General features: G+C 42.2%; 24 protein-coding genes. 9 read left to right on the forward strand and 15 right to left on the reverse strand.

What is annotated here, in order from left to right; translation table 11 throughout:
* Positions 1-43: 43 nt before the first annotated feature.
* A complete protein-coding gene (locus tag B3Q46_RS13485) occupies positions 44-1,474 on the reverse strand; it encodes an aldehyde dehydrogenase family protein (protein WP_414631446.1) in 1,431 nt (476 codons plus the stop codon).
* Positions 1,475-1,776: 302 nt separating this feature from the next.
* Between B3Q46_RS13485 and B3Q46_RS13490 the strand changes: the two genes are divergently transcribed.
* A complete protein-coding gene (locus tag B3Q46_RS13490; RefSeq protein ID WP_286716216.1) occupies positions 1,777-2,829 on the forward strand; it encodes an aromatic ring-hydroxylating oxygenase subunit alpha in 1,053 nt (350 codons plus the stop codon).
* Between the two features lie 87 nt (positions 2,830-2,916).
* Here B3Q46_RS13490 and B3Q46_RS13495 read toward each other — a convergent pair whose 3' ends face one another.
* Complete coding sequence (locus B3Q46_RS13495; protein ID WP_286716218.1) at positions 2,917-4,449, reverse strand: pyridoxal phosphate-dependent decarboxylase family protein; 1,533 nt, start codon at positions 4,447-4,449, stop codon at positions 2,917-2,919.
* A 3-nt stretch (positions 4,450-4,452) separates the two neighbouring features.
* Positions 4,453-5,826 carry a diaminobutyrate--2-oxoglutarate transaminase gene (locus B3Q46_RS13500; protein WP_005234927.1) on the reverse strand — a complete coding sequence of 458 codons (1,374 nt, stop codon included), beginning with the start codon at positions 5,824-5,826 and terminating at the stop codon, positions 4,453-4,455.
* 475 nt (positions 5,827-6,301) lie between these two features.
* Here B3Q46_RS13500 and B3Q46_RS13505 point away from each other — a divergent pair, with 475 nt between their 5' ends.
* Entirely contained in the window at positions 6,302-7,006 is a 705-nt protein-coding gene (locus B3Q46_RS13505) for an SIMPL domain-containing protein (protein WP_005234925.1), read from the forward strand.
* A gap of 166 nt (positions 7,007-7,172) precedes the next feature.
* Positions 7,173-7,769, forward strand: a complete 597-nt coding sequence (locus B3Q46_RS13510; protein WP_286716220.1) for a phosphatase PAP2 family protein — start codon at positions 7,173-7,175, stop codon at positions 7,767-7,769.
* Between the two features lie 63 nt (positions 7,770-7,832).
* Here the strand turns inward: B3Q46_RS13510 and proB are convergent, their stop codons facing one another.
* The 8 genes from proB to uvrB all read right to left on the reverse strand — a co-directional run bounded on the left by proB (position 7,833) and on the right by uvrB (position 17,394).
* Complete coding sequence (proB, locus tag B3Q46_RS13515) at positions 7,833-8,966, reverse strand: glutamate 5-kinase (RefSeq protein WP_034170044.1); 1,134 nt, start codon at positions 8,964-8,966, stop codon at positions 7,833-7,835.
* A 27-nt stretch (positions 8,967-8,993) separates the two neighbouring features.
* Entirely contained in the window at positions 8,994-10,199 is a 1,206-nt protein-coding gene (gene cgtA, locus B3Q46_RS13520) for an Obg family GTPase CgtA (RefSeq protein WP_004782712.1), read from the reverse strand.
* Between the two features lie 358 nt (positions 10,200-10,557).
* Entirely contained in the window at positions 10,558-11,220 is a 663-nt protein-coding gene (locus B3Q46_RS13525; protein WP_286716222.1) for a hypothetical protein, read from the reverse strand.
* A 29-nt stretch (positions 11,221-11,249) separates the two neighbouring features.
* Complete coding sequence (locus B3Q46_RS13530; RefSeq protein WP_159123113.1) at positions 11,250-11,624, reverse strand: winged helix-turn-helix transcriptional regulator; 375 nt, start codon at positions 11,622-11,624, stop codon at positions 11,250-11,252.
* A gap of 200 nt (positions 11,625-11,824) precedes the next feature.
* Positions 11,825-13,282, reverse strand: coding sequence for a glyceraldehyde-3-phosphate dehydrogenase (locus B3Q46_RS13535; protein WP_286716224.1), 1,458 nt, complete (start codon positions 13,280-13,282; stop codon positions 11,825-11,827).
* 246 nt (positions 13,283-13,528) lie between these two features.
* A complete protein-coding gene (rarD, locus tag B3Q46_RS13540; protein WP_286716226.1) occupies positions 13,529-14,461 on the reverse strand; it encodes an EamA family transporter RarD in 933 nt (310 codons plus the stop codon).
* A 169-nt stretch (positions 14,462-14,630) separates the two neighbouring features.
* Positions 14,631-15,230 (reverse strand): lipocalin family protein, encoded by a 600-nt coding sequence (locus B3Q46_RS13545; RefSeq protein WP_034170046.1) that lies wholly within the window; start codon positions 15,228-15,230, stop codon positions 14,631-14,633.
* A 142-nt stretch (positions 15,231-15,372) separates the two neighbouring features.
* Positions 15,373-17,394 (reverse strand): excinuclease ABC subunit UvrB, encoded by a 2,022-nt coding sequence (gene uvrB, locus B3Q46_RS13550; RefSeq protein ID WP_286716227.1) that lies wholly within the window; start codon positions 17,392-17,394, stop codon positions 15,373-15,375.
* Positions 17,395-17,733: 339 nt separating this feature from the next.
* On the opposite strand from uvrB, the gene B3Q46_RS13555 reads away from it, so the two are divergent.
* Positions 17,734-18,522: an A1S_2505 family phage non-structural protein gene (locus B3Q46_RS13555; RefSeq protein WP_034580895.1), complete on the forward strand. Its 789-nt coding sequence runs from the start codon at positions 17,734-17,736 to the stop codon at positions 18,520-18,522.
* Between the two features lie 56 nt (positions 18,523-18,578).
* On the opposite strand, the gene B3Q46_RS13560 is transcribed toward B3Q46_RS13555, so the two are convergent.
* Positions 18,579-18,758, reverse strand: coding sequence for a hypothetical protein (locus B3Q46_RS13560; protein ID WP_004782731.1), 180 nt, complete (start codon positions 18,756-18,758; stop codon positions 18,579-18,581).
* A 444-nt stretch (positions 18,759-19,202) separates the two neighbouring features.
* On the opposite strand from B3Q46_RS13560, the gene B3Q46_RS13565 reads away from it, so the two are divergent.
* The 5 genes from B3Q46_RS13565 (at position 19,203) to B3Q46_RS13585 (ending at position 23,579) form a co-directional block, all read left to right on the forward strand.
* Positions 19,203-20,282 (forward strand): OmpW/AlkL family protein, encoded by a 1,080-nt coding sequence (locus B3Q46_RS13565; protein ID WP_286716229.1) that lies wholly within the window; start codon positions 19,203-19,205, stop codon positions 20,280-20,282.
* A gap of 180 nt (positions 20,283-20,462) precedes the next feature.
* Positions 20,463-21,677 (forward strand): MFS transporter, encoded by a 1,215-nt coding sequence (locus tag B3Q46_RS13570; RefSeq protein WP_286716231.1) that lies wholly within the window; start codon positions 20,463-20,465, stop codon positions 21,675-21,677.
* Complete coding sequence (locus tag B3Q46_RS13575) at positions 21,670-21,804, forward strand: hypothetical protein (protein ID WP_034170050.1); 135 nt, start codon at positions 21,670-21,672, stop codon at positions 21,802-21,804. The genes B3Q46_RS13570 and B3Q46_RS13575 overlap by 8 nt, the downstream gene beginning before the upstream one ends.
* 185 nt (positions 21,805-21,989) lie before the next feature.
* Positions 21,990-22,949 (forward strand): TauD/TfdA dioxygenase family protein, encoded by a 960-nt coding sequence (locus B3Q46_RS13580; protein WP_286716232.1) that lies wholly within the window; start codon positions 21,990-21,992, stop codon positions 22,947-22,949.
* A 300-nt stretch (positions 22,950-23,249) separates the two neighbouring features.
* Positions 23,250-23,579 (forward strand): four-helix bundle copper-binding protein, encoded by a 330-nt coding sequence (locus B3Q46_RS13585; protein ID WP_005234894.1) that lies wholly within the window; start codon positions 23,250-23,252, stop codon positions 23,577-23,579.
* Positions 23,580-23,672: 93 nt separating this feature from the next.
* Here the strand turns inward: B3Q46_RS13585 and B3Q46_RS13590 are convergent, their stop codons facing one another.
* From B3Q46_RS13590 to B3Q46_RS13600, 3 genes are all read right to left on the reverse strand, one after another.
* Positions 23,673-24,689 (reverse strand): 2-keto-3-deoxygluconate permease, encoded by a 1,017-nt coding sequence (locus B3Q46_RS13590; protein ID WP_034170051.1) that lies wholly within the window; start codon positions 24,687-24,689, stop codon positions 23,673-23,675.
* Between the two features lie 152 nt (positions 24,690-24,841).
* A complete protein-coding gene (locus tag B3Q46_RS13595) occupies positions 24,842-25,630 on the reverse strand; it encodes a UxaA family hydrolase (RefSeq protein ID WP_286716233.1) in 789 nt (262 codons plus the stop codon).
* A gap of 16 nt (positions 25,631-25,646) precedes the next feature.
* Complete coding sequence (locus tag B3Q46_RS13600) at positions 25,647-26,360, reverse strand: UxaA family hydrolase (RefSeq protein ID WP_286716234.1); 714 nt, start codon at positions 26,358-26,360, stop codon at positions 25,647-25,649.
* Between the last annotated feature and the right edge of the window lie 152 nt (positions 26,361-26,512).

The raw sequence follows: 26,512 nt of genomic DNA on the forward strand, positions 1-26,512 counted from the left end.
AGTAAAAGAAAAAAGCTCAAGTTTAACTTGAGCTTTTTTTGATTTAATTTTTATTGATATGAACAACCTGCTGAATCGTATTTTCGAGCAGACCACTCAGTCCGAACTGGGCACCGATGCCTGAATGCTTCCATCCGCCAAAAGGTACATGCGGGAAAATCTCACCATGCGTATTGATCCATGCCGTACCACAACTCAGCCGTTGAGCAAACTGCTGCGCCTGCTCCAGATCGGATGACCAGATTGAACCACCTAAACCAAAATCCGTATTGTTGGCTTCAGTCAGTACTTCTTCAATATCGTGATAACGGATCAAAGGTAATACCGGACCAAACTGCTCTTCCTGCACCAGACGGCTATCTGGGCTTACATTGGTCACAATCGTCGGTGCAATAAAATAACCTGTATCCGGTAGATTCTGACCAGATGTCATGACTATTGCCCCTTCATCCCGGGCTTCCTGAATCATGGCCTGAACTTTTTGGTATTGCTTAATATTTTGTACCGGACCAAAAGTAGTTGTCTCGGCTAAACCATCTCCCAGAGACTGTTGCTGCGCGACTTTTACTAATTCCTGTGCCAGTGCATCATACTGACTGTCATGTACATACAGGCGTTTCAACGCTGCACAGGTCTGGCCCATGTTGATAAAAGCTCCATGAAAGATTTGGGTTGCCATTGCCTGAATATCGGTATCTGGCAAAACAATGCCTGCATCATTGCCACCAAGTTCTAGTGTCAAATGCTTGAAAGTCGCAGCTGCGTTCTGCATGATTCTTTGACCAGTTGCGGTCGAACCGGTAAATACCACTTTGGCAATTGCAGAGTGACTGGTCAGCTTGGCACCGACCTCACCGCCTCCAGTAAGTATAGATACCACTCCAGGTGCAACTTCTTCCTGAATCAACTCACCGAGTCGAAGGGTCGACAATGGGGTAAATTCTGAAGGCTTATTGATCACTACGTTGCCAGCGCGAATTGCCGGCATTATATGCCAGACAGCAATCATTAAAGGCCAGTTCCATGGAGTGACCGATGCCACAATCCCTAAAGGCCGATGATGCAGTTCGATCCGTTTATTGGCATCATCCTGTAAGATTTCAGTTTCAATCTTGAGTTCTGCCTGATAGCGGGTCCAGGCAATGGCCCCACCGACTTCAAATTCAGCCAGCGCATAAGGTTTGCCCTGCTCCTGCACCACCAAACGCGCTAACTCTTCCCGATGTTCTTCAATACGATCCGCAATACGATGCAAGATTGACTGTCGCGTGGCATCATCCGTATTTTTCCATTGATGAAAAGCCTGCTCGGCACTACGGATGGCGTCTTCAATTTGTGCTTCCGAGGGAGAGGAACATAGGGCCAATACCTGCTCATCAGCAGGATTGATCACCACAAAACTTTCGGCAGCGCCTTGTACCATTTTTCCTTGAATAATACAGCCAACGGGTTGGGATACATGCAAATTAGTCATCTCTTCATCCTGAATCAGATATTTTTGTTGTTCCCTGACATTAGCTGATTTTGTCTGAATGGAGCTTGCATATCACATTAGGTATAAAGCCCTGAATACACATTGTGTGCATGGAAAATAGAATAAGCATCTTTCAGAATGCTTCTAAGCGCTTCAAATATCGCTTCCTTTAATTTTTTTGCCTATAGCTCATTCTTCCTTACATCCTGTTCGAATTTATGCAACAGCATGTCCTGATCTTTGAAATTTCGTAGAACATCACATTGGTCTATATTGAAATAAAGAATTACAGTGATAGCACCATGAACAGCACCACCATTCCAGTTTTCAATCCCGATTTACCGATTCACATGACATTTGAAGAACATGACTGGCATCTCCTGGCTCAATATTGGTATCCAGTGGCCTTAGCCCGTGATGTTTCTGAACAGCCGTTAGGAACAATGCTTCTAGATATGTCACTGGTCATTTATAAGATGCAGGATGAACTGATCGTGGCCAAGGATGCCTGTCCGCATCGTGGTGTGCCCTTAAGTCTGGGAAAAAATGATGGTCAAGGCGTGGTCTGTCCTTATCATGGCTTGCGTTTTGGTACACAAGGTAAATGCAACCGTATCCCTGCACATCCACAGCATAAAATTTCAGATCGGTTTCATTTACGGACCTATGCCGCGGTTGAACGTTATGGTCTGATCTGGTGTTCACTGACAGCTGACAAAGACACTGAACCGAATATTCCAATGATGCCTTATTGGAACGATGCAGATTATCAGCAACTGGTTTGCCCACAAGTCGACATCAAATGTTTTGCTGGCAGACAGCTAGAAGGCTTTATTGATGTAGCCCATTTTGCCTGGGTACATCCGGATACCTTTGGTGATCCGAATGATGTTGAAGTCCCGAATTACACCACAACAGAAACTAAATATGGTTTCAGTGCCGACTATATCAGCAGTGTTGGCCGTTATCCGATTGGGTTAGATCAGCGTGGTCAGGAAGATTTTAAATGGCTACGACATTTTGAAATTAGTCTGCCCTTTACCGCGACCCTGACCATCCATTTCCCTAATGATACCAAACAGGTGATTATGAATGCTGCCTCACCGATGACCGCCCGTGAGACCCGACTGTTTGCTCCTATCTGTCGTAATTATGATAAAGACTTACCCATCGAAGAAGCCTATGATTTTAATCTGAAGATTTTTGAAGAAGATCGTCTGATTGTCGAAAATCAGAAGCCTGAGTTTTTACCACTGGACTTATCTCTGGAAGCACATTTCCCGGCAGATCGTAGCTCCAGCATGTACCGCAAACTGTTAAGGAAAAAAGGTTTTAGTCCTTTATTTGCAGCTTAATTTTATTTAAAAATCATTATCTATGTGTCAGCCAAATTCCAATAAAAAAGGAGATCTTAACGATCTCCTTTTTCACACCATCACAGCTTATGCGATTGGCGGTGTATAAGTACCATTAGCGATTGAATCCTTGATACGATCCGCTTCTGCAAGCACCAGTGCCAACAGGTTCTTCACATTATCAAGCGTTGCAACCGGACTCAAAGTGGTCATTTTCAGAGATTGAACCTGACCGACTTTGGTGACGCCAATGTTCGCTTCACCACGCGCAAACAGTTCATCTGCGACGTTCTGGTTCAAGGCATCGACAAACTCAGCTGGATAGCCTGCTGGAACCACACGGAATAATACCGATGCAAATTGTGGCTCAACCAGAAGTTCCAGACCATCAGTTGCCTTGATGTAATCTGCCACTTCGCGAGTCAATTTTACGCCATGGTCGATCATCGAGCCATAAAGCTCTTCACCCAGCGCTTCTACGGTCATCCACAATTTCAACGCGTCAAAACGACGAGTCGTTTGTAGAGACTTCGATACCAGGTTAGGAACACCGTGCTCTTCATCATAAGCAGAGTTCAGGTATTCTGCTTCATAGTGCATGAAACGATAATTCGCTTCATCTTTCAGCAAGAATGCACCACATGAAATGGTCTGGAAGTAATGCTTATGGAAATCCAGTGTCACAGAATCAGACAGCTCGATACCATCCAGCATAGAACGATAGTCATTCGACAGGATCAGCGCACCACCCCATGCTGCGTCGATATGCATCCACGCGCCATATTTATTGGTGATTTCACGAATCTGTTTCAGTGGATCAATTGCGCCAGCATCAGTCGTACCCGCTGTTGCGACTACACATGCCACGATCTTGCCTTCAGACTGAAGATGCGCCATGGTTTTTTCCAGCGCATCAACGTCCATCTGAGCATTTTCATTCACAGGCACAGTCACGACAGATTGGAAGCCCATGCCCATCATCGCCATGTTCTTTTGCACAGAGAAGTGCGCATTTTCAGAACAGATGACTTTGACGTTACGCATTGCATCCGCTGGGATACCATCACGCTGAACCGACCACGGATTACCGTTTTCATCTTTCCAGTTTTTCGCGATGCAGGCATCACGCGCCAGCAATACGCCCATTAGGTTGGATTGCGTACCACCAGAAGTGAACACACCTGCCTGGCCTGAGCCATAGCCAACTTTCTGACGTAGCCAGTCAATCAGCTGCACTTCCATCAAAGAACCTGCCGGGCTTTGATCCCAAGAGTCCATTGACTGGTTAGTGGCATTAATGAGCACTTCCGCGATCTGGCTGGTGACCATCGTCGGGCAATGCAAATGCGCAAGCGAATGCGGGTGATGTACTTTCAAGCTCTTGTTGAGGAATAGCTCAACCATACGCTCTAAAGATTTCTGTACGCCCAAGCCTTCTTTAGAAGGATTGAACGCAATTGCGCTACGCAATTCCTTGATGCTACCGCCGGTATACATCTTGTCGTTTTGCAACCATGCTGCAACCGCTTTGGTCGCCTGATCCATCGCCGACTCATAGTCAGCGATAGATGCAGCATCATTGCAGAGTAACGCTTTACGGTGTTCTGCAAAATCTACCATGAATTACGCGCCTCGAACTGCGACTAGAGCTTCAGCAACCGCTTTCTTGAAGCGAACCAGAACTTCTTCACACTCAGCCTGAGTGATGATCAATGGGCAAAGTAAACGGATTACTGTACCATTACGCCCACCTTTTTCCAGCAACAGTTTGTTGTTGAAACAAGCGGTTTGAATTGCTGCAGCCAATTGGCCATCAGCAGGGAAAGAACCCATATGATCCGCTGGTTTACGCTCGTCGACGATTTCAACACCAATCATTAGACCACGACCACGTACATTACCGATACATGGGAATTCAGCAGCCAGTTTTTTCAGTTCAGCTTGCAGGAAATCACCACGTTCTTGTGCATTTTGCGCAAGGTTTTGTTCTTTAATGGTATTGATCGTTGCAAGACCTGTACCCATCGCCAATTGGTTACCACGGAAAGTACCGGTATGACCAGCAGGTTGCCAAGCATCAAACTTACGTTTAATACCAAGTACGGCAAGCGGCAAGCTACCACCTACGGCTTTAGACATCACTACGACATCAGGTTCAATCCCTGCGTGTTCGAATGCAAACATTTTGCCTGAACGCGCAAAACCAGCCTGAACTTCATCAAGAATCAACACGATGTTGTGTTTTTCAGTCACTTCGCGGATTTTTTGCAACCATTTTACTGGCGCAGTTACCACACCGCCTTCACCCTGAATCGCTTCAAGGATTACAGCTGCAGGTTTGGTCACACCGCTTTCTACATCTTCAATGAAATTTTCAAAGTAGTAAGTCAGAGCATCAACACCGGCTTCACCGCCAAGACCCAGTGGGCAACGGTATTCATGCGGATACGGCATGAACTGTACACCCGGCATCAAACCGTTCACTGCATTTTTCGCAGACAGGTTACCTGTCATTGCCAATGCACCGTGAGTCATACCATGATAACCGCCAGAGAAGCTGATCACTGAGCTACGACCAGTAAAGGTTTTCGCCAGTTTAATCGCGGCTTCAGTTGCATCTGCACCTGATGGACCACAGAACTGCAAGCAGTACTCTTCTTGGCCACCTGGAAGATAAGAAAGAAGTGCTTCGGTAAAAGCATCTTTTAAAGGAGTAGTAAGATCCAGGGTATGCAATGGTAAACCGCTTGCAATTGTATCCTGGATACTTTGAATGACTGCAGGATGATTATGGCCTAAAGCCAACGTCCCTGCCCCAGCTAAACAATCAAGGTACTCAGTACCTTCAACATCGGTAACCCAGCAACCTTGTGCTTTCGCTATCGCTAACGGTAATTTACGTGGATAACTACGCACATTCGATTCCATCTGACTTTGGCGAGTCAAGTAGTATTCGTTTGTGGAATTGGTGGCAGGGTTTACAGAAGTAACGCTCATATCGAATTACCATCTCTGATATGGGTGAAAGAAATAAGTCTGGTGACGTTTGGTCCTTTGACTCGGCGCTTTATAAAGGTTCTAGCTAGCAGTTTTGTATTCGAACAACTAGGAGGCGGATGATACCGAATTTTTCAGGAAAATAAACAACTTTCAGTCACATTTTGTCCTAATCTTTATCGAAAAAAAATATCATGCTAATCCATCCCCTAAATCATCATCTTACAGTGTGACAGCAGAAAGAAAAGCGTGTTCTTTTATGCTTTTTTGTAGCGCAGGCGGTATTCAGGTAATCAATCTTAAAATTATTTATTAAGTATTTAATTATTAATAATAAATATAAATTAAATAATGAGATAAAATTAAAGAAAATTTAACACTCTTACGACAAATATTTCGTAAAAAGATCACAATTGAGATTTAATATTTTAACAACGGCTTAGATGGCCAATTTTAAGAAAAACAGGACAATTTCATGCGTCTCTTAGCACTTACCAGTTTGATCCTTGCCAGCACCCTCTCCACAGGCACATTCGCAGCTCCTGCTGAATCTCTGAATTATAATGTTGTTAATCTTTCAGCAGAGGCCAGCCGTGAAATCTCAAATGATGAAATGCATGCTGTGCTTTATATTGAAAAATCCAACAAACAACCAGCTGAACTGGCCACTCAAATTAACCAGCTGATGAGTCAGGCGATCGCCACAGCACGCAAATATCCAACTGTGAAAATCGAGACTGGGGCACAAAGTACTTACCCTATTTATGACAATGACAACCGTAAATTGAAAGAATGGCGTGGTCGTGCCCAAATTCGTCTGGAATCGAAAGATTTTAAAGCGACATCTCAACTGATTGCCGAATTACAACAGCACTTCCAGACCCAGTCGATTAACTTTAAAGTATCAGACGAAAAGCGTAAAAAAGTTGAAAGCGAACTGATAATTGAAGCCACCAAAAACTTCCAGCAACGCGCACAGGCACTCACCCAGACCTGGAACAAACCGAGTTATCAACTGGTGAACTTAAACCTGAATACTAACAATTATTCACCACAGCCAGTACCGCGCATGGCCATGATGAAATCTGCATCGGCTGATATGGCGGTTCCTGAGCAGGAATTTGCGGCGGGTGAATCGCAAATGACCGTCAGCGCGAATGGGGCGATTCAGTTTAAATAAGACTTCATTATATTCCTCAGACTTTTAAGAACCACTCTTTTGAGTGGTTTTTTTATCATGTGAATATTCTCTGAAAAATCAATGCTACAAATTCATACAAACTCAGATATGAATTGAGCTTTGATCGGTTTAGAGTAACGGACATTTGTGTCAACCCTCTCTCCTCATGTCACTCGATCAATTGAACCTGTATCTGTTTCATCTTCTCAATGTACCTGACCAAGCCTCGATCTGGATGATTAACTATGCCAGTCTGATAGCGCATGATCTGGTGTATGTATTCCTGCTGATTTTTGCTATTGCCTGGCTGCGTGGTAGTCATGAAGTAAAAACCGGGATTATTAAAGCTGCAATCTTCACAGCAATTACCTTGTCGATTAGCGAGGTATTATCTACCGTTCTAAACACACCTCGCCCTTTTGTCATGGAAGTTGGCCGAACTTTGATTGAACATGCGCCTACAGGTTCATTCCCAAGCAACCACATGAGTATTTTCAGCGGGATTGCCTTTGCCTATTATTTCTCAGTACAACGTGATTTGGGACGAATCCTGCTCTGGACTGCTTGGCTGGTAGCCTGGTCACGAGTTTATGTGGGTGTACATTTTCCGATTGATATGGTGGGAGCATTCCTGATTGCTTTAGCAGTCAATCTTGCCGGCTTACCGCTCTGGTGGAAATATGAGAATAAAATCATGCGCTTTATTTTCAGTATTCATCAATTCCTGTTTAAGCCTTTTATTCGAATGGGATGGATTAAATAAACTTAATCCAAATGTCATAAAAAAATCCCGCTCGAAAGCGGGATTTTTTTATAGACCGAAGATTTAGTAAATCGCCATATGATTGCGATGAATCATCTCTAAAGAACGTGCTTCACCCAAGACCTGATGCACTTTATCTGATGCCAGACCTTTGACAATTTCCGCTGAACGCGAACTGAAGTTGACACGTCCTACAGCAATACGGTGACCTTGTCGATCGACACATTCCACTACATCACCACGGTCAAAATGTCCTTCTACCGCTTTGACACCGACAGGCAACAAGCTACGGTGATTTTCTTTGATGGCTTTAACCGCACCATCATCAATCACCAGACGACCTGCAGTTTGCAGATGCGCTGCTAACCATTGCTGATGTGCAGTCATACGATCATCATCAGTGATAAATAACGTACCCAGCATTTCACCCGCCATCAGGCGCGATAAAACATTGTCACTATCACCACTGGCAATTAATGTCGGACAACCAGACTTGGCAGCCAGACGAGCAGCACGGACTTTGGTCAGCATACCGCCACGACCAAATTTTCCGCCGCCGCCTGCCATATCAAACAGGCTTTCATCCATGGCACGAACGGTATGGAACAGTTTAGCATTCGGATTAGAACGTGGATCCGAGTCGAACATGCCTTCCTGATCGGTCAGGATAATCAGCAGATCTGCATGAACTTGACCTGCGACCATCGCTGCGAGTGTATCGTTATCACCAAAGCGGATTTCATCAGTAGAAACCGTGTCATTTTCATTAATGACTGGAATCACATGCCAGTCAATCAAGTGTTGCAAAGCATCACAAGAGTTGAGATAGCGACGACGGTCTGCCAGATCATCATGAGTCAATAATACCTGAGCGGTTTGAATGCTGTGTTTTTCCAGTACACTTGACCAGGTCTGGATTAAACCCATTTGACCAATGGCAGCACAAGCCTGAAGACTGGGTAGATCGGTGGGTCGATTCTCAAGTTTCATTCGAACCATACCTTCAGCCACAGCTCCGGAAGAAACGAGAATAATCTCGTGTCCGGCATTGTGTAGATCCGCGATTTGTCCCGCCCAATGCGAGATCGCATCTAAATCTAAACCTTGCCCGTTTGCTGTGAGTAAAGATGATCCGATTTTAACAACGATTCGTTTACAACCCTTGAGCTGACGTTGCCCATCTACCACTTCTATCATCTTGTCCTCAGACTTATCTTTAAAAGATTAACGTACGTAATATACTTCTACGTCGCTGTCGTCATCATCTTCATCATCAAAGTCATCGCCACCCAGACGTTGAGCGCGACGCATTTCACGATAAGCTTCTTTCGCAGCAATCGTTTGTTCACGTGTTTCAGCTTCAAGCTGATCACGGAATTCTTTCATCTCTGCTGCGTATTCAGGATCTTCAACTTCGCGTTCGCGTTGCTGCTCGATTTGATCCATCAGGTAATACACCACATCCTTAGTGCCTTCAGCCGTTAAGCCTGAAGTTTTAAAGACAGGACCTTCCCACTGCAATTCTTCAAGAATGTGATTACACCATTCGTCACGAGTATCTACAGCAAGCTGATCGACCTTATTCAGAACCAATACCACTGGTAATTTTGAAAGTGTTGGGGAGAATTTTTGCAACTCATTCAAAATCGCTTTGGCATTGTAAGCTGGATCTGAACCGTCAATCGGTTGAACATCTACAATGTGAAGCAGAATACGGGTACGTGCCAAATGTTTCAGGAAGCGAATCCCGAGACCTGCACCTTCTGCCGCACCTTCGATCAGACCTGGAATATCCGCCATTACAAATGAACGGTGACGATCCGCATCCACTACACCCAGGTTAGGCACCATGGTTGTAAATGGATAATCCGCCACTTTTGGTTTTGCTGCGGAGACTGCACGAATAAAGGTTGATTTACCTGCGTTCGGCATACCGAGCAAGCCAACATCAGCCAGCACTTTCAGCTCAAGACGGATTTCACGGAATTCGCCTTTGGTACCATGCGTACATTTACGCGGAGAACGGTTGGTTGATGATTTGAAGTGGGTATTACCCAAACCACCTTGGCCGCCATGTGCCACTAATACTTTCTGGCCGTCTTCAACCAGATCTCCAATAATATCGCCAGATTCTGAATCGACGATAGTTGTTCCCACAGGAACTTTTAAAATAACTGATTCGCCACCACGACCAGCACAGTTTGCGCCAGCACCGTTTTTACCACGTTCAGCGCGAAATTTACGGGTATAACGATAATCTACAAGGGTACTCGTGTCGTCGTCAGCCTGAATATAAATGCTGCCGCCACGACCACCATCACCACCATCTGGACCACCAAATGGTACGAACTTTTCACGGCGAAAACTGGCTACGCCATTGCCACCGTCGCCAGCCTCTACGGTAATGACTGCTTCATCAACAAAGCGCATAATGCCAATCCTCTAAAAACTTTAAAAACCGCCTATTCTGCCATATTTTAAAGCATTTCTCGACTATATTTATTGGGCTTTCCATGAAGAAGACCCAATTTAAGATTATTTTATATTATTCAAGCAAAAAGCTGATACAGATTGACGATTTATCAAGAAATTATTGTGAGGAACTTATACAAAATAAAGATCAAAAAAATATTTGTACTTGGCTTAGATTTGAGTTAGGTCTTTTCTTATAGTTGAAGTGATTTACTGCTTTAAGCTTAATTTTCTTGATTGTGTTTTACTCTTTGATTGAGTTGATTTTGAAAAAATAACTTATTTGTAATCCAAAAGAAAATTAGAAACTGTCTTATTAAGTTTTATAAAAAACAAGGTTGATGAGATAATTTCTAAGCTCTTGACTCGATTTATTAGCTTCACCTACTGTCATATCAAAATCATTTTCATATTTTAAATAATTAGCTTTAAAGTAAGTATCATCGTTACCATATGTTCCAATATGGTCCCAGAGTTCTTTTATACCTTCATTCACCAACTCACATTCAGAATTAAAATTATTTACCAATGTCTTTAATTCTATATTTTCCTTTTGATACCGAACTATCATATCCAGATTCTTTTTAAGTGAAGACGTTCGATCTTTTAATTTTTCAATTTCAAAAAGATACTGGTTATTAAAAAGTTTTTCTCTATTTTCACTTAATTGCCATGATCTAAATTGATATTTCACGCTATTTGCTACATTTATCAAATGACTCTCTAATGCAAGCAAAGATGCATAATTATCTTTAGACATACTAGATAGAATTTCACTCCCTTTCTGCTCTCTCCAGCTTGTATAAGTCATTAATACGGCTATTGGAGCAAAGATTGCAGCTGACCAAAGTAAAAGATTAGTCGCTAAAGTGAGATCAACTTCTAAAAGTTGAAAGATCGCATAAATAGCGATGCATAAAGTTAGGATAATTGCGTACACTGCCAATAATCGAGCAACTAAATTTTCTGATTTATCCATTTATTGCTTCCCCAAAAGCAATTTAAGTTTTATTTAGCAACACGCTCTTTATTTTCCAAAATCTCTGGCAAACTCCGCTCTACCCAGCCAATCAAATAATTTATTTTTTCTGCCGCTTGCGAACCGGTAATGGTCAATTGATATTCCACTTTAGGGGGTACAACCGGATATACCGTTCTTAAAATAAAACCATCTTGTTCCAGCATTTTTAAGGTTTGTGCCAGCATCTTTTCACTGACCCCTTCAATTCGCTGTTTCAACTCACTAAAGCGATGTACGCCCTCACTTAAACAGCGCAATACCAGCACTGACCATTTATTAGTGAGATGTTCCAGTATTTCACGGGATGGACATTCATTAGATAGCACCTGTCCCAACAATGGACTGATTGCATACTTGGTCATTGAAGAGTTCCTTTCTTGATCACAGTTTTTAGTTATTACTTACTATTTTTAATGTACTTACCATTTGTAAGTTAACAGATTCATATGGACGTATCAAGGTGATTTTTCAAATTAATTCTATTTAAATCCAAAACTTAAACCTAAAAAACATGCAATAAAAAAGAGCCTCAAATGAGGCCCTTTTTTCAGCTCAATACTAATTATGCATTAGTTTCAGCAGGAACTTTTGGATAGCTTACGCCGCCCATTTGTTCAGCAATACGTAATACCTGGCAGCTATAACCCACTTCGTTATCATACCAAACATAAGCAGTTAAGCGGTTGCCTGAAGTGATTGTCGCTTGAGCGTCGAATACACCTGCAGTACGCGAACCGATAAAGTCAGAAGATACAACTTCAGTAGAGTTTGTATAACCGATTTGACCTTGAAGGTTAGAATTGATTGAGATTTGGCGAATGTATTCATTCACTTCATCACGATCAACTTCTTTATCTAAAGTCAGGTTCAGGATCGCAAGAGATACGTTTGGTGTAGGAACACGTACAGAGTTACCAGTCAACTTGCCTTTCAGTGCAGGAAGTGCTTTCGCAACTGCTTTAGCAGCACCAGTTTCAGTGATGACCATGTTCAATGTTGCAGCACGGCCACGACGGTCAGCTTTGTGGTAGTTGTCGATCAGGTTCTGGTCGTTTGTGAACGAGTGAACTGTTTCAACGTGACCATTGATCACTGTGTATTTGTCGTTTAACACTTTCAATGTTGGAGTAATCGCATTGGTTGTACAGCTTGCAGCAGAGATGATTTGATCTTCATCAAGGATGTCAGCCTGGTTCACACCAAATACAACGTTCTTCATGTCACCTTTACCAGGTGCAGTCAGAATTACACGGGCAGCGCCTGGGCATTTAAGGTGTTGAGCAAGACCTTCAGCATCACGCCATTTACCAGTGTTATCGATCACTAATGCATTTTCGATACCGTATGCAGTGTAATCCACTTCAGATGGATTAGATGCATAGATCACTTTGATGAACTGACCGTTTGCAATAATTGCTTCGTTTTCTTCATCTACAGAAATCGTACCCGCGAATGGACCATGGATTGAGTCACGACGTAATAAAGACGCACGTTTTTCAAGGTCACCGTCAGATGATTTACGAACTACGATTGCTTTCAGGTTCAAGCCACGGCCTAGACCTGACTGGCTGATCATCAAACGGGCAAGGATACGACCGATACGACCGAAACCGTAAAGAACAACGTCTTTACCTTCAACAGAAGTTGCATTGCCTTCAAGTGATTTCACAGCATCAGCAACGAATGCGTTAACATCACCACCTTTCGCTTTGAATTCAACAGCAAGTTTACCTAGATCAATTTCAGCAGTACCGATGTTTTCCACTTTTGCCAATGCTTCAAGGATTGGGAAAGTGTCTACAACAGAAAGCTCAACGTCTAATACGCGAGTACGACGATGCGCTTTAAGGATCTGAATTACAGAACGGTTAATTAAAGAGCGACCGTAAACTGTAGCTACGATATTTTTTTCACGATATAACTGACCTACTAGGGCAATCATACGTTCCGCAAGTTCTTCACGGTTTTTCCAACGACCTTGGTGCTCTGCATGGAGGGCAACGATAGTGTCTTTGCTCACAGATACGTCCTCTAATTAATTGTAAATCTAAGCATAAATTTCAAAACCCGATAATTGTAATGGAATTGGCCGCAAGTTTGAATCAAAAGCTGATTAACTCTGGCCGAAAATCCGATATATTCACTATAAATTTTGAAAATAATTGTAATTAGTCAGATGATTTTGCATTCAAAATTTGAAAGTTCCTCTATTCCCTGTAAAAACCAGATTTTTGTTAAATGTTGTTTATTCGGTCAAATTTATCATTCAAGAATCTAAACGCTTCTGATAACGCTCTAAATTTTGTGCTAGTGCCAAGCGTCTTTTTCGTTGTTCAATAATGTGTAGTATACCTTCAATCACCAACAATACGACGGCCAGCCAGATCGGAAGATAAGTCAGCCATTCGCCAGCTTCAACCCGCTCCCCTAATGCCATAGACGCAAAAGCCAAAAGTACTGGTTCTAAATAGCTCAATAACCCAAAGATGACAAAAGGCAAATAGCGACTCGCCAGAATATAGCTTCCCAATCCTAACGCACTTAAAAAGCCTAGACCCAATACCGCAAAAATCAAATGCTGTGCATTAAGAATTAATTGCATGGAATCGCTATGAATAAAGCCCAGATAAATCGCGACAGGCAGAATGATGAAAAGGTCCCACCAGAAACCGCCCAAATGATCCGTCTGGAATTTACGGCGCATAAAGAAATACAGCGGATATGCCAGTGCTACATACACCGTTTCCCACGCGATCGAACCGATCCTCCAGATTTCATGTCCTACACCTAATATGGCCAGTGCGACTGCTGCCATTTGCCAGCGTGACAACTTCTCTTTATAGAGCACACATCCGACCAAGACCATGACTAAAGGCAACAGGAAATATCCCAGGGATACCTGTAAACCGCGGCCATTAATTGGTCCCCATAAAAAGAGCCACAACTGTGTCGTACATAACAGGGAACTGATGATCAACCAGATCAGAAAAGCAGGCTCTTTGAGAATGCGTTTAAAAATATGAGTGATATGACTCAAATCGCCTGACCACCACATGAACGCAGTCAAAAATGGAATGGTCGCCAGCATCCGCCAGGCAAAGGTCTGTTCACTGTCTAAAGGCTGCAACAATGGCGTGAATATATAAAGAACACCAAATACCACTGATGCCAATACCGATAATGCAATACCTTTATACATGCTTCAAACCCAAGATCATTCCAGCACATTATAACGATTAGTCTAAAATAAAGCTTGAAGATTCATCTGACCAAAGGTAATAGCAAGGCAAAATATATAATTCAAAAAAGAGCTGGATTAAAAAAACCATGCCGAAGCAGGGTTTTTTATACATAACCCGATTGGCCTTTTATTTTCTTGCCTGTTGGGTCTGTTTGGTATGTATCACATCACTCAAATCATAACCCACAGATTGCGCATATTGCAGGTATTCATTCACCACGTTCTGATCAAGTTGAGGATCACGTGACAATACCCACATATATTTACGTTTAGGCTCGCCTACCAGTACGGTTTGATAATTATCATCCAGTTTCAAAACCCAATAATCGCCACGGCCCACTGGCAACCAGCGAATAAACTCTGGTAAGAAACTTACTTTGAGCTTGGTGTTATAAGGTGCATTCTGAATGTATGCCTCACCTACGGATTGGGTCACCTGACCATTTTTCTGGATACAACGGTTATCTACATTAACGTTACCATTTTCATTTAATGTATACGTCGCCGTAACATCACGATCACACTTGTTCTGGAATGTAAGTGGTTTACGAGCCACTTCATACCAAATGCCCAAATAACGGTCCAGTTCAACTTTCTCTACAGTGGGTAAAGAATCGTTCTTGGCATAAGCCATGGTTGCAGCCCCGAGTCCAAGTAGAACTGCACCACCCACTGCAATTTTTGCAAGTTTCAATCCCGCATGAGGCAGATTATTTTTAGTTGTCATACGATACCTATTTGATCAGGACAAAATTTTCAATATGAATATTTCGTACTTACAATAGCGACATCCGCAGACATACTTTGTAGCATTATGTTAGGTTTGTGATTGATTTTACGTAATTTAAATCTGTAATTTACACACAGACCTAACTTAACATCTGCGCTTTTAAACGTAAAATTTCATCCCGTATACGTGCAGCCTGCTCAAATTGTAGCTCTTTTGAAGCCTTGAGCATTTCTTTCTCCAGTTTATTGATATGCTTCGCGAACATCTTTGGATCGGCCATGATATGGCGTTCATCTGCACTGATCGCACGGGCCTGATCCGAAGCTTTCAGCTCAATAGTTTCATCATCCAGCACTTCACCCGTATCAATTTCCTTAATCACCTGACGTACTGCACTACGTGGTGTAATACCATGCTCTTCATTGAACTGAATCTGTTTGGCACGACGGCGTTCAGTCTCATCAATGGCTTTTTGCATTGAATCAGTGATACGATCCGCATACAAAATCGCTTTACCTTTCAAGTTACGCGCAGCACGACCAATGGTCTGAATCAATGAACGTTCTGAACGCAGAAAACCTTCTTTATCCGCATCCAGGATTGCAACCAGTGAAACTTCTGGCATATCCAGACCTTCACGTAGCAGGTTAATGCCGACCAGAACATCATGCACACCGGTACGTAGCTCATGAATAATCTTCACACGCTCAACGGTATCAATATCGGAGTGCAAATAGGCAACCTTGATTCCATATTCTTTTAAATAGGACGTCAGGTCTTCTGCCATGCGCTTGGTCAATGTCGTCACCAGCACACGTTCATTCATTTCCTTACGGATATTGATTTCAGACAGTACATCATCGACCTGAGTCAGGACTGGACGGATTTCAATTTCCGGATCAATCAGACCGGTTGGACGAACCACCTGCTCGACCACCTGTTCAGATTTTTCCATTTCATATCTTGCAGGTGTGGCACTGACGTACACGGTCGTCGGTACAATACGTTCCCATTCCTCAAATTTCATCGGACGGTTATCCAGCGCACTTGGCAAGCGGAAACCATAATTCACCAGATTTTCTTTACGGGAACGGTCACCTTTGTACATGGCTCCAATTTGTGGAACGGTCACATGCGATTCATCAATAATCAGCAAGGCATCATCAGGCACATAATCAAAAAGTGTCGGCGGTGCTTCGCCTGCCGGACGACCCGATAAATGACGTGAATAGTTTTCGATCCCGTTGGTATAACCGAGCTGCTGCATCATTTCCAGATCATAACGGGTACGCTGCTCGATCCGCTGAGCTTCCAGCAACTTGTCATTTTCACGGAAAAAGACCAGACGTTCTTTTAACTCATCTCGAATCGTTTCAATCGCGCGAGCCAGATTGTCTTTCGGTGTTACATAGTGACTTTTAGGATAGATCGTGACACGCGGCACTTTACGGATCATTTTCCCGGTTAAAGGATCAAACCAGCGAATGGAGTCGACTTCATCATCAAACAGTTCAATCCGGATGGCATCCTGATCCGATTCGGCTGGGAAAATATCAATGATCTCACCACGGATACGATATGTACCACGCAGGAATTCCAGTTCATTACGTGAATACTGCATTTCGACCAGACGACGGATAATATCATCACGACCAATGCGATCCCCTTCCACCACATGCAGCAGCATGCTCATATAAGCATTCGGATCACCCAGACCATAAATTGCAGACACCGAAGCAACAATAATCGCGTCACGTCGTTCTAAAAGTGCACGGGTGGCCGAAAGACGCATCTGGTCAATGTGGTCATTAATCGCCGCATCTTTCTCGATAAAGGTATCTGAAGATGGCACATAGGCTTCTGGCTGATAGTAGTCATAATAACTGACGAAATATTCAACCGCATTATTCGGGAAAAATGCTTTAAATTCACCGTAGAGCTGTGCAGCCAGCGTTTTGTTATGGGCCATGACAATAGTCGGACGCTGGGTACGGGCGATGACATTGGCCATAGTATAGGTTTTACCTGAACCGGTAACCCCCAGCAAAAGCTGATCGTGATAGCCTTTTTCTATACCCTTGACCAGCTTTTCAATGGCCTGTGGCTGATCGCCAGCAGGTTGATAATTAGTCACCAGTTCAAAGGGTTGTTTATCACTCATAGCTTTAATAATTTCACTGCGGATATCGACTCAATTTATTATGGGGGTAAAATTGAATTACTCAATCCCTATCCAGGTTTCTGTTTAGTAAAATAAATCGAGTGAAATATTATGCTTTCGTAGCCTAAAACCATTTTAGTTCTAATCTTTTCTATCAAAATTGAATCAGTATAAGTTTTGATTCGGTTCCTTACCTCATTCTGGCTTATTCAATATTTAGCCAAAATTTCTGTATAAAGTTCTGCTTTATCTGATGAGGTAATAAAGATTAATTTCACCTTGACCCTTATAGCGTTCAAAGGCAACATGAAGCTAATCAGGACATCGAATAAAAAAGCCATGACTTACCATTATCACGATGAAAGTATTGTTAAATCTCTGCCAGAAAATACGGTATTTGTTTTCGGAAGCAATTTAGCCGGACAACATGCCGGAGGTGCAGCTCGAACAGCTTATGAGCATTTTGGGGCGGTCATGGGGGTTGGTCGTGGCTGGGCGGGTCAAAGTTATGCTATTCCGACTATGAATGAGCATTTGCAACAGATGCCTCTCTCACAGATCCAGCACTATATTGATGACTTCAAGATTTACACCAAGAACCATCCTAAAATTAAATATTTTATTACTTCGGTCGGTTGTGGCATTGCAGGTTATAAAGTTGAAGAAATCGCTCCGATGTTTAAAGGCATTTCTCACAATGTCATTTTCCCGCAATCATTCCGGCCTTTTGTAGAAAAAGCGCTTCCGAAAATTACGTCGCAATTCCTGCATACCATCTTCCGGGATTCAGTGATTTTTACTCCGGCGACAGATGAGCTGATTGATGTTCTGGCACTGACCGATAATGAAAAGAGTCTGGCCAAGATTCTGCTCAATACTCAGATTTATCCGGTCGATAGCAATGGTCGTGACCGTGTATTCGAGATTGAAGATATTCTGCATAACCTGAATGGCAAGATTTTTGATTTCCAGAATAATTCTGAAGGTTCCATGCTGTTTGGTGCCGTAATTCTGGCGCTACTGGAACTTTATAATATCAATGAAAAAGACTTTATTGATGTCTGGAAAGGCGATCGTGAGATTGCCCCGCCAAAACCTGAAAATAAGGCGCGTAAAACAGTTCGCTAAGAAAATCTCAAATTTTACTCATAAAAAAGCCATGAACTTCATAGCTTTTTTATTTATTAACGTTTGCCCATTGAACGGCGTGTACCACGAGGTGGCATCCAGGTCCGATCAGCATAACGCTGCGGTTTAGGTCGCAGATCTTCCAGAACTTCATCTGAAGCAGATTGTTCTGCCTGTTTTAATGGAAACGGTAAATTAACCAGTGGCTTTTTCTTGGGAGAATTTTGGGAGCTCATGCGCAATACTCAATAATTTATGCGGCTATTGTACAAAAAAACTCTATCTGCTGTGTACCATCGGTTAGCTAAATTTATTAAAGCTTTTTCTAGTAGGTTTTAAGCGGAAAATTTGCTGATTTCTTGTATATATCACGTCCGGAACAGAAAGCTTAAATCATTATTTAAAACTTAGATTAATGATAAAAATGTTACCCACTTCTTACTCTATTACTTCAATAAAATTGAAAATTTTATAAAAATTAACATCCTATTTATCTTCACTATTCATGATAATTTTTACATAAATATATATTTTATTAATACAATTTATACAAATTTTGGCATTTTTTACTTTCTGTTAACTTTTCACTAATCGTTCTGTAACTGTGTAAATTGGTGAGATTTAACTAAATTGTTCAATAGAAAAAAAATAACTAGCACGGACAAGGAGTCCTCTGAACAATGAAGACAATCATGGTATGCATGGCAGGTCTAGCCACACTACCCCTGCTTGCACATGCAGAATCCCCATATTTCAGCCTACAGGATGGCGATGGCTTTAAGCGATTTTCCGTTTCAGTTGGTGCACTGCATGTCATGCCACAAGGAAAAGCTCAGCCTTTTCAAGTTAATACTGCTGTAAAAAATGGTGAAGTTGCCAGAAATGGTACTATTCAAGTCGATACTGTATTGAATAACTTGAATTCTAATGTTGACCAAGAGGGTCTTGCAGCAGCATTAGAATTTCTGGGTTTTTTTACCGGTGGTGAATTAGGTAGTGGACTCAGCGGTAGTTCACGAATTCAAGGGTTGGAGGAGTGGAATAATCCGGGCACCGGTCTGGAAGCAGATGATGTCACTACGCTTGGGATATTAAGTAATTACTTTTTTACCGATCACGTATCACTTGAAATGAAAGCCGGCATTCCACCCAAAGTGGACTTACAGGGCAAAGGAAAAATTTATGCTCCTTTCGCTGCGATCGCTACACCTCAAATCGGTAGTTTGCCTTTAGAATTTCTGAATATCGATCTGCAAAATGATATTTTTATTACTGATTTAGAAGCTCATGGTCCTGCAGCGTCAGCACGTGCTTGGACGCCTGCCTTTGAATTACAATATCATTTTGGAAAAACCGGAGTTAATAAGTTTCGCCCTTATGTCGGCTTAGGGATAATGTACGCTTACTTTAATGAATTGGAGATTAACCCGCGTACTGAACAGGATTTGATTGCAGCCGGTCATATGATTGCCAATATCAAAGAAGGCAATGCCGGAGCTTCACTGGAAGGTAAACCGAGCAATGCCAATCCTACAGTAGATCTTGAAGCAACCGATGCATTCGCTCCGATAGCCACCGTCGGTTTCACCTATGATTTTAATGAACGCTGGTTTGCAGTGGGTTCAGTGTCTTATGCCCACCTTAAAAATGAAACTACCATTACTGTTTCTGATGATAATTTGGGGGAGTTAATTACCTCTAAAGCCGATATTGAAGTCAATCCAATTCTGGCCTATGCCGGATTCGGGATGCGCTTTTAATCAATTAATTCTTTTATTAAAAAACTGAATACTTCAGGACAACGGCTACGGCCGTTGTTTTGTTTTCTGACGTTATATACAGCTATAAAAAAAATTTATCGTTTGATTAATTTTTATTTTATCGCCTCTCTAGCTTGAATCGAATACTATACCTATCAACTTTATATGCATGAATGACTTATGGCTGACAGTCAATTTTCTAGAACCCTGATTTTTATGCTGATTGGCGCTGCCATTATTCTGGCCTTATCTTTGGGGATTCGTCATGCATTTGGCCTGTATCTGGTGCCAATGAGTGAAGAATTTGGTTGGGGTCATAATGTCTTTAGTTTAGCCATTGCCATGCAGAACCTGATCTGGGGTACTGTTCAGCCCATTACTGGTGCCTTCGCTGACAAATATGGTAGCAAGATTGTTGTTGCCGTTGGCGGTGCCTTATACGCGTTTGGCCTGTTATTAATGGCCGTCAGTTCAACCGGATTATTGTTGAATCTCAGCGTCGGACTGATTTTAGGTCTGGCCCTGTCTGCGACTTCTTTCCCGGTTTTATTGTCTGCAGTCGGACGAGCTGCACCACCTGAAAAACGCAGTCTGGCAATGGGGATTGCCAGTGCAGCAGGCTCCTTCGGCCAGTTTATTATGCTGCCTTCAACGCTGTTACTTTTACAGAATGTCGGCTGGTCAGCAGCACTTGTTGTCAGCGCAATTTTAATCGCTTTGATTGTACCTTTGGCCTGGATGCTAAAAGCCCCGATATATGTCGATCCAAATGCCGTATCTACACCGAATAAGGTATCACTCAGCTTTAAAGAGATTTTAGTGATAGTCAAAAACCATAAGCCGTTCTGGTTTCTGGCGATGGGCTTTTTTGTCTGTGGCTTTCAGGTGGTCTTTATCGGGATTCACCTGCCGGGTTATCTGATTGATCATGGTTTCAATGCTACAACTGGCACGATTTTCCTGGCGCTGGTGGGCCTGTTTAATGTTGTCGGTACCTATACGGCTGGCTGGCTCGGTGGAAAGTATTCCAAACCACGTCTGCTAATGGGCTTATACGGTCTGCGCGGGATTGCGATTATCGCCTTTCTGATGCTGCCTTTAAGCACCTGGACGGTCTATGCATTTGGTGTCATCATGGGATTATTATGGCTTTCTACCGTACCGCTCACCAATGGTATTATTGCCAATATGTTTGGCGTGAAATATCTGACCATGCTCAGCGGGATTGTATTCTTTACCCATCAGGTCGGTTCATTCTTTGGCGGCTGGCTCGGCGGTGTAAACCATGACATGAGTGGTAACTATAATGCAGTATGGATGCTGTCGATTGCCTTAAGTATTTTTGGCGTACTGGTGCACTTATGGGTAAATGAGGAGCAAATTGTACATGACTGATTCCACCTTTCTGCTCAAGCTTTCCATTGCGGTAGCGATGGTACTTCTCCTCGCTATTTCTCTATTGCTCTGGAGCCAGACTCCAGAACTGTTTGAGTACTTTAACCAGGCTTTTTGCGCACACTGATTGTCAAATATTTGACATTTTTTAGCAGCTTTAGGACTTTGTTTTGCCATATTAATTAAAAGATTTCAATTCAATCATTTAGATATTTTTATCCGAATTTTCATAAGTTTAGCAATTCTTGTGATTTTATTTTTGCTCTGGATTTTTTTAGATTTTCTACAACAAGAAAATTCAGAGACTTTCCAATGACAAGCTTGACCCAACTTTCACAAGCCATTCACGATGCACCACGCTGGCATCAGCAAGATCAGTTCCAGAATACTGATGAAATTAAAATTGTTCCGCAGGCAGATCAAGCGCTAGGCGCAGTGGTTTATGGCCTCGATGCCCGCAAAGCCCAATCTGGTGAAATCATCCTGCGTCTGAAGCAAGCTCTGGCCGAACACTTGATCCTGATCTTTAGAAACCAAAGTCTGGATGATCTACAGTATCTTGCCTTTGCCACCTATTTCGGTTCAATCTTCCGTCCAGATGCTGACACGCCAGTGCTAGCTTCTAAAACTGATACGGGCACCCCACCTGATGTCGTACCAGTTTCCAATGCAGTCGGTCAAGGGGATTACACCGGCCATGGTGAACTTGCACCGCATGCCGATCACCAGTGGACACCCCTACCATCTTTTGGCTCTTTACTCTATGCCATTGAACTGCCAACAGATGGTGGCCAGACGTCCTGGATTAATACCATCAAGGCTTATAAAGCATTGGATGAAGAAACCAAAGCACAAATCAACCTGTTACAGCTCATTACCTATAATCCATTTGTGCGCTTCCAAAGCAATAAAGATGGTAATGCTTATGCGGGTAATATGCCAAAGTATCGCTTTAAAGATCAGCCAATTTTAGGTCACGCCTACCCGCACTCACTGGTACGTACCCATCCTGAATCTGGCCGTAAAGCACTTTGGTTAAATACCCATACCGAAGTTGAGCTGGTGAATTATGACGATCAGGCAGGCAGTGAACTGATTGCAAAATTACGTGAACATGTCTTAAAACCTGAATTCGCTTATGAGCACAATTGGGAAGCAGGCGATATCGTGTTCTGGGATAATCAGGTTACTCTACATTCACGCCGTCCTTTCCCCGCTGATCAACGCCGTTTATTAAAACGGATCAGCTTGGCAGGTAGTCGTCCATTTTAATCTCCATAAAAATATAATAAAGAGAAAGGTTATTTAAGCCTTCGACAATAACGACTCATCATGTAGATTTTCCGCCATTGAGGAATGACCACCTCAATGGTTTTATTTTTAAATCTTCAATCATCCTATTTTGGGAATATCAGGAGAGATGCTTTGAATTAAATTTTTTAGAAATACAACTTTTAACAAAATCGGTAATTAGATTACTTTTTCTCACTCAAACTGCCTAGTGTATTTTTCCTTTTCTGCTTAGCGTATTAAAAAACAAGCGATTGCTATAGCTGCAAAAAGGAGGAGAAAATGAACGAGATTCAATTTTCAGATTGTGTCCGCGCATGTATGACTTGCTCGCTGGCCTGTACCAACTGTGCCAGTGCCTGCCTGAAAGAAGAAGATTTAGAAATGATGCGGGAATGTATTCAGCGCTGTCTGGACTGTGCTGATCTGTGTCAGCTCTGCGCCCGCATGCAACAAAAGCAATCTCCATTTATGAAAGAGATTTGCGAGCTATGTGCTAAAGCTTGCGATTATTGTGTAGAAGAATGTGGCCATCATGAGGATGATCATTGCCAGCAATGTGCAGAAGCTTGCCGTCGCTGTGCTGAAGAATGCCGCAAAATGGCAGCTTGATCACTAGACTTACTGACCAGATTAAACTTTTTCAATTTAGAAAATAAAAAACCCGCAAATCGAACTTGCGGGTTTTTCTTATTATTTAAGATTTTAGGTATCTGTAATTTTGGAAAATTCTGCTTTAAACTCAGTTTTTTTAGCTCTTATATCATCAATTTTATAAGCAAACTTTTTAACCCATAAAGATGTAAGTAAAGGCACGATAATTGCTGAAATAACTACGCAGGCTGCAATTAAAGTAGTTGCTGCTGGCGCCACAACCTCAAATTGTGGGGCTACCTGAGCAATAAGCATTGGTGTAGCGGCTGCAGAACCTGCTGTACTAGATGCTGCTATTCCTGCTGTACCATTACCTTTGGCCAAAAATATATCTGCTGGTATTAAAAAGAGAGCCGAAATCAAGACAACAGTAACACCTAGAATAATTCCAGGTAATCCAGTTTCTAGAATTAGTCCAAAATTAATACTATTACCCAGAGCAAAACCAAAAAATGGAATCATTACTTTCGCTGCAGGAGCAAAAAAGTCTCTCATTTTTTCATCTAGATTGCCTAATAAGAAACCACACAAAAATGGTAGAACCACTCCTACTAGAGCGGCAGGATGAAAAGAAGCAACACCAGCTGAACCTAAAATAAGCATAGTAAATAAAGGGCCAGACTCAATTCCAATGAGTGCGCCTGCTGCTGCCTCTTCTTTAGTTCCATATTCTGACGTTAATGAAGAGTAAAGACCAGCATTGGTCATATCAAATGCAACCACTATAGCTAAAATAGAAAAACCCGCAAATAGCGGAGTATTCAACATTTCATCTGGCTGCATGAGAGAACCTAAAACTAGAGCTAACATCCAGGCAATAAATAATTTTGCACCGATAACGGCTCCTGCTTTTCTGACGACAGTGGCAGTAGCACGAACATTAATAGAAGCCCCTAAGCAGAAAGTCCAGACTCCTAAAATTGGTACAGCCCCTGTAATAATTCCCTTAGTAAATGAACCAAAATATTCAGCAGTATCTGGTGCAAATGTATGAATTGTTGCACCAATTAAAAGTGGAATTAGCATCATTCCACCAGGTACTTTATCTATAAATTTTTTAATTTCCATTTTAAAAACTCCCTCGAATTCCATCCTGAAGAGTTATGGTTTTGATAAAGCAATACTGATCTTAATTATTTTGAAACTATTTTTTAAAATAGAAAGATATTTATTGCGGCTGTGGAGATCAAAACCATTACTCTTATTGAGCAATTTCCTTTTTACATTTGTGCACCGATCATCCAAGGTACAAATTCTTCTCCACCAATTCCTAACGCTTCACTTTTACTTTTCTCACCCGAGGCTACACGAATAAACATTTCAAAAATTTCTTGACCTTTTTCTGCCACATTTGATGTTCCGTCCATAATATTTCCACAATTAATATCCATATCATCTAGCATCCGATCATACATAGCAGTATTCGTTGCAATTTTGATTGAGGGTGAAGGTTTAGCACCAAAACAAGAACCACGTCCTGTCGTGAAGGCAACTAAATTTGCCCCACCGGCAATTTGGCCAGTAGCTCCCATAGGGTCATAACCTGGTGCATCCATGAATACCAAGCCTTGTGTGTCAATAGTTTCCGCATAACGATACACACCTTTTAATGGTGTTGAACCACTTTTTGCTACCGCACCCAGTGACTTCTCTAGAATAGTAGTAAGACCGCCCGCCTTATTTCCAGGAGTAGGATTATTATCAATACTACCTTTTTCACGATCAGCATAAGCTTCCCAAGAATGAATCAACTCTACTAATTTATGACCTACTTCATTATTCACCGCCCGACGTGTTAATAGATGTTCTGCACCGTAAATTTCTGGAGTTTCCGATAAGATTGCTGTACCGCCATGTGCAACCAAATGATCAACAGCTACACCTAGGGCAGGATTAGCAGTAATTCCAGAGTATCCATCGGAGCCACCGCACTGCAGAGCGACACATAAATGAGATAATGGTAGCGGCTCTCGGCTCACTTGATTTGCTTCAGGTAAAATTTCTTGCACTAACGCAATCGCCTTATCAATAGTTTTTTGTGTCCCCCCCTTCTTCCTGCATAACCAGTGATTTTATTTTACTAGCATATGCTGGATTTTTTGATTGAAGAAGTGGTTTCAACTGATTGGCTTCACACCCTAATCCTATGATTACTACCGCTGCAAAGTTAGGATGCTCCATATAACCTGCAATAGTACGACGTAATTGCTTGAGCCCTTCACCATGATGATCAATACAACAACCAAAACTATGTGATAATGCTACTACGCCATCTACGTTAGGATAATTGTCTATGATTTCTGGGTGGTCAAAATACTGAGCAACTTTTTTTACCACTGTTGCTGAACAGTTGACTGTACTGATTACTCCCACATAATTCCGAGTAGCTACACGTCCATCTGCACGTTTAATTCCTAAAAAATTTCGAGGCTGCAGCGCAGTTGCTATTGGAATTACATTTTCTCCAAACGCGTAGTCACGATCAAAATCAGCTATGGCCAAATTTTGTATATGAACATGCTGACCCGCTAGAATATTCTGGGTAGCAAAACCAATAATCTGACCATAACGTAATACAGCTTCACCTTTGAAAATATCTTTTAGTGCGACTTTATGGGCAGCAGGGATATCTTCTAAAGTAGCAATCTCTTCTGTAATCGGTGTGCGTGATATCAAAGGGCTTTTGGCAATTGCAATATTATCATTCGGATGCAATTGAAGAATATAAGATGTGTTCACTGTTTGCTTCCTTTCTAGTAGCTGGCTGAGTCCATAATGTCTTTATATTTTGCTAGTGCTATCAGATATTAAAATGTCTGATTGAATTCATCATAGTCTTTTTATTTTTGACAATCTGTGATATTTAAAAGACACATTGTTGAATAGGATTG

Source organism: Acinetobacter sp. UBA2581 (genome assembly GCF_002339435.1).
GTDB lineage: Bacteria > Pseudomonadota > Gammaproteobacteria > Pseudomonadales > Moraxellaceae > Acinetobacter > Acinetobacter variabilis.

Coding starts and splice junctions, on each gene's coding strand:
- B3Q46_RS13485 (WP_414631446.1), bottom strand. CDS start 1,474: ATGACTAATTTGCATGTATCCCAACCCGTTGGCTGTATTATTCAAGGA.
- B3Q46_RS13490 (WP_286716216.1), top strand. CDS start 1,777: ATGAACAGCACCACCATTCCAGTTTTCAATCCCGATTTACCGATTCAC.
- B3Q46_RS13495 (WP_286716218.1), bottom strand. CDS start 4,449: ATGGTAGATTTTGCAGAACACCGTAAAGCGTTACTCTGCAATGATGCT.
- B3Q46_RS13500 (WP_005234927.1), bottom strand. CDS start 5,826: ATGAGCGTTACTTCTGTAAACCCTGCCACCAATTCCACAAACGAATAC.
- B3Q46_RS13505 (WP_005234925.1), top strand. CDS start 6,302: ATGCGTCTCTTAGCACTTACCAGTTTGATCCTTGCCAGCACCCTCTCC.
- B3Q46_RS13510 (WP_286716220.1), top strand. CDS start 7,173: ATGTCACTCGATCAATTGAACCTGTATCTGTTTCATCTTCTCAATGTA.
- proB (WP_034170044.1), bottom strand. CDS start 8,966: ATGATAGAAGTGGTAGATGGGCAACGTCAGCTCAAGGGTTGTAAACGA.
- cgtA (WP_004782712.1), bottom strand. CDS start 10,199: ATGCGCTTTGTTGATGAAGCAGTCATTACCGTAGAGGCTGGCGACGGT.
- B3Q46_RS13525 (WP_286716222.1), bottom strand. CDS start 11,220: ATGGATAAATCAGAAAATTTAGTTGCTCGATTATTGGCAGTGTACGCA.
- B3Q46_RS13530 (WP_159123113.1), bottom strand. CDS start 11,624: ATGACCAAGTATGCAATCAGTCCATTGTTGGGACAGGTGCTATCTAAT.
- rarD (WP_286716226.1), bottom strand. CDS start 14,461: ATGTATAAAGGTATTGCATTATCGGTATTGGCATCAGTGGTATTTGGT.
- B3Q46_RS13545 (WP_034170046.1), bottom strand. CDS start 15,230: ATGACAACTAAAAATAATCTGCCTCATGCGGGATTGAAACTTGCAAAA.
- uvrB (WP_286716227.1), bottom strand. CDS start 17,394: ATGAGTGATAAACAACCCTTTGAACTGGTGACTAATTATCAACCTGCT.
- B3Q46_RS13555 (WP_034580895.1), top strand. CDS start 17,734: ATGACTTACCATTATCACGATGAAAGTATTGTTAAATCTCTGCCAGAA.
- B3Q46_RS13560 (WP_004782731.1), bottom strand. CDS start 18,758: ATGAGCTCCCAAAATTCTCCCAAGAAAAAGCCACTGGTTAATTTACCG.
- B3Q46_RS13565 (WP_286716229.1), top strand. CDS start 19,203: ATGAAGACAATCATGGTATGCATGGCAGGTCTAGCCACACTACCCCTG.
- B3Q46_RS13570 (WP_286716231.1), top strand. CDS start 20,463: ATGGCTGACAGTCAATTTTCTAGAACCCTGATTTTTATGCTGATTGGC.
- B3Q46_RS13575 (WP_034170050.1), top strand. CDS start 21,670: ATGACTGATTCCACCTTTCTGCTCAAGCTTTCCATTGCGGTAGCGATG.
- B3Q46_RS13580 (WP_286716232.1), top strand. CDS start 21,990: ATGACAAGCTTGACCCAACTTTCACAAGCCATTCACGATGCACCACGC.
- B3Q46_RS13585 (WP_005234894.1), top strand. CDS start 23,250: ATGAACGAGATTCAATTTTCAGATTGTGTCCGCGCATGTATGACTTGC.
- B3Q46_RS13590 (WP_034170051.1), bottom strand. CDS start 24,689: ATGGAAATTAAAAAATTTATAGATAAAGTACCTGGTGGAATGATGCTA.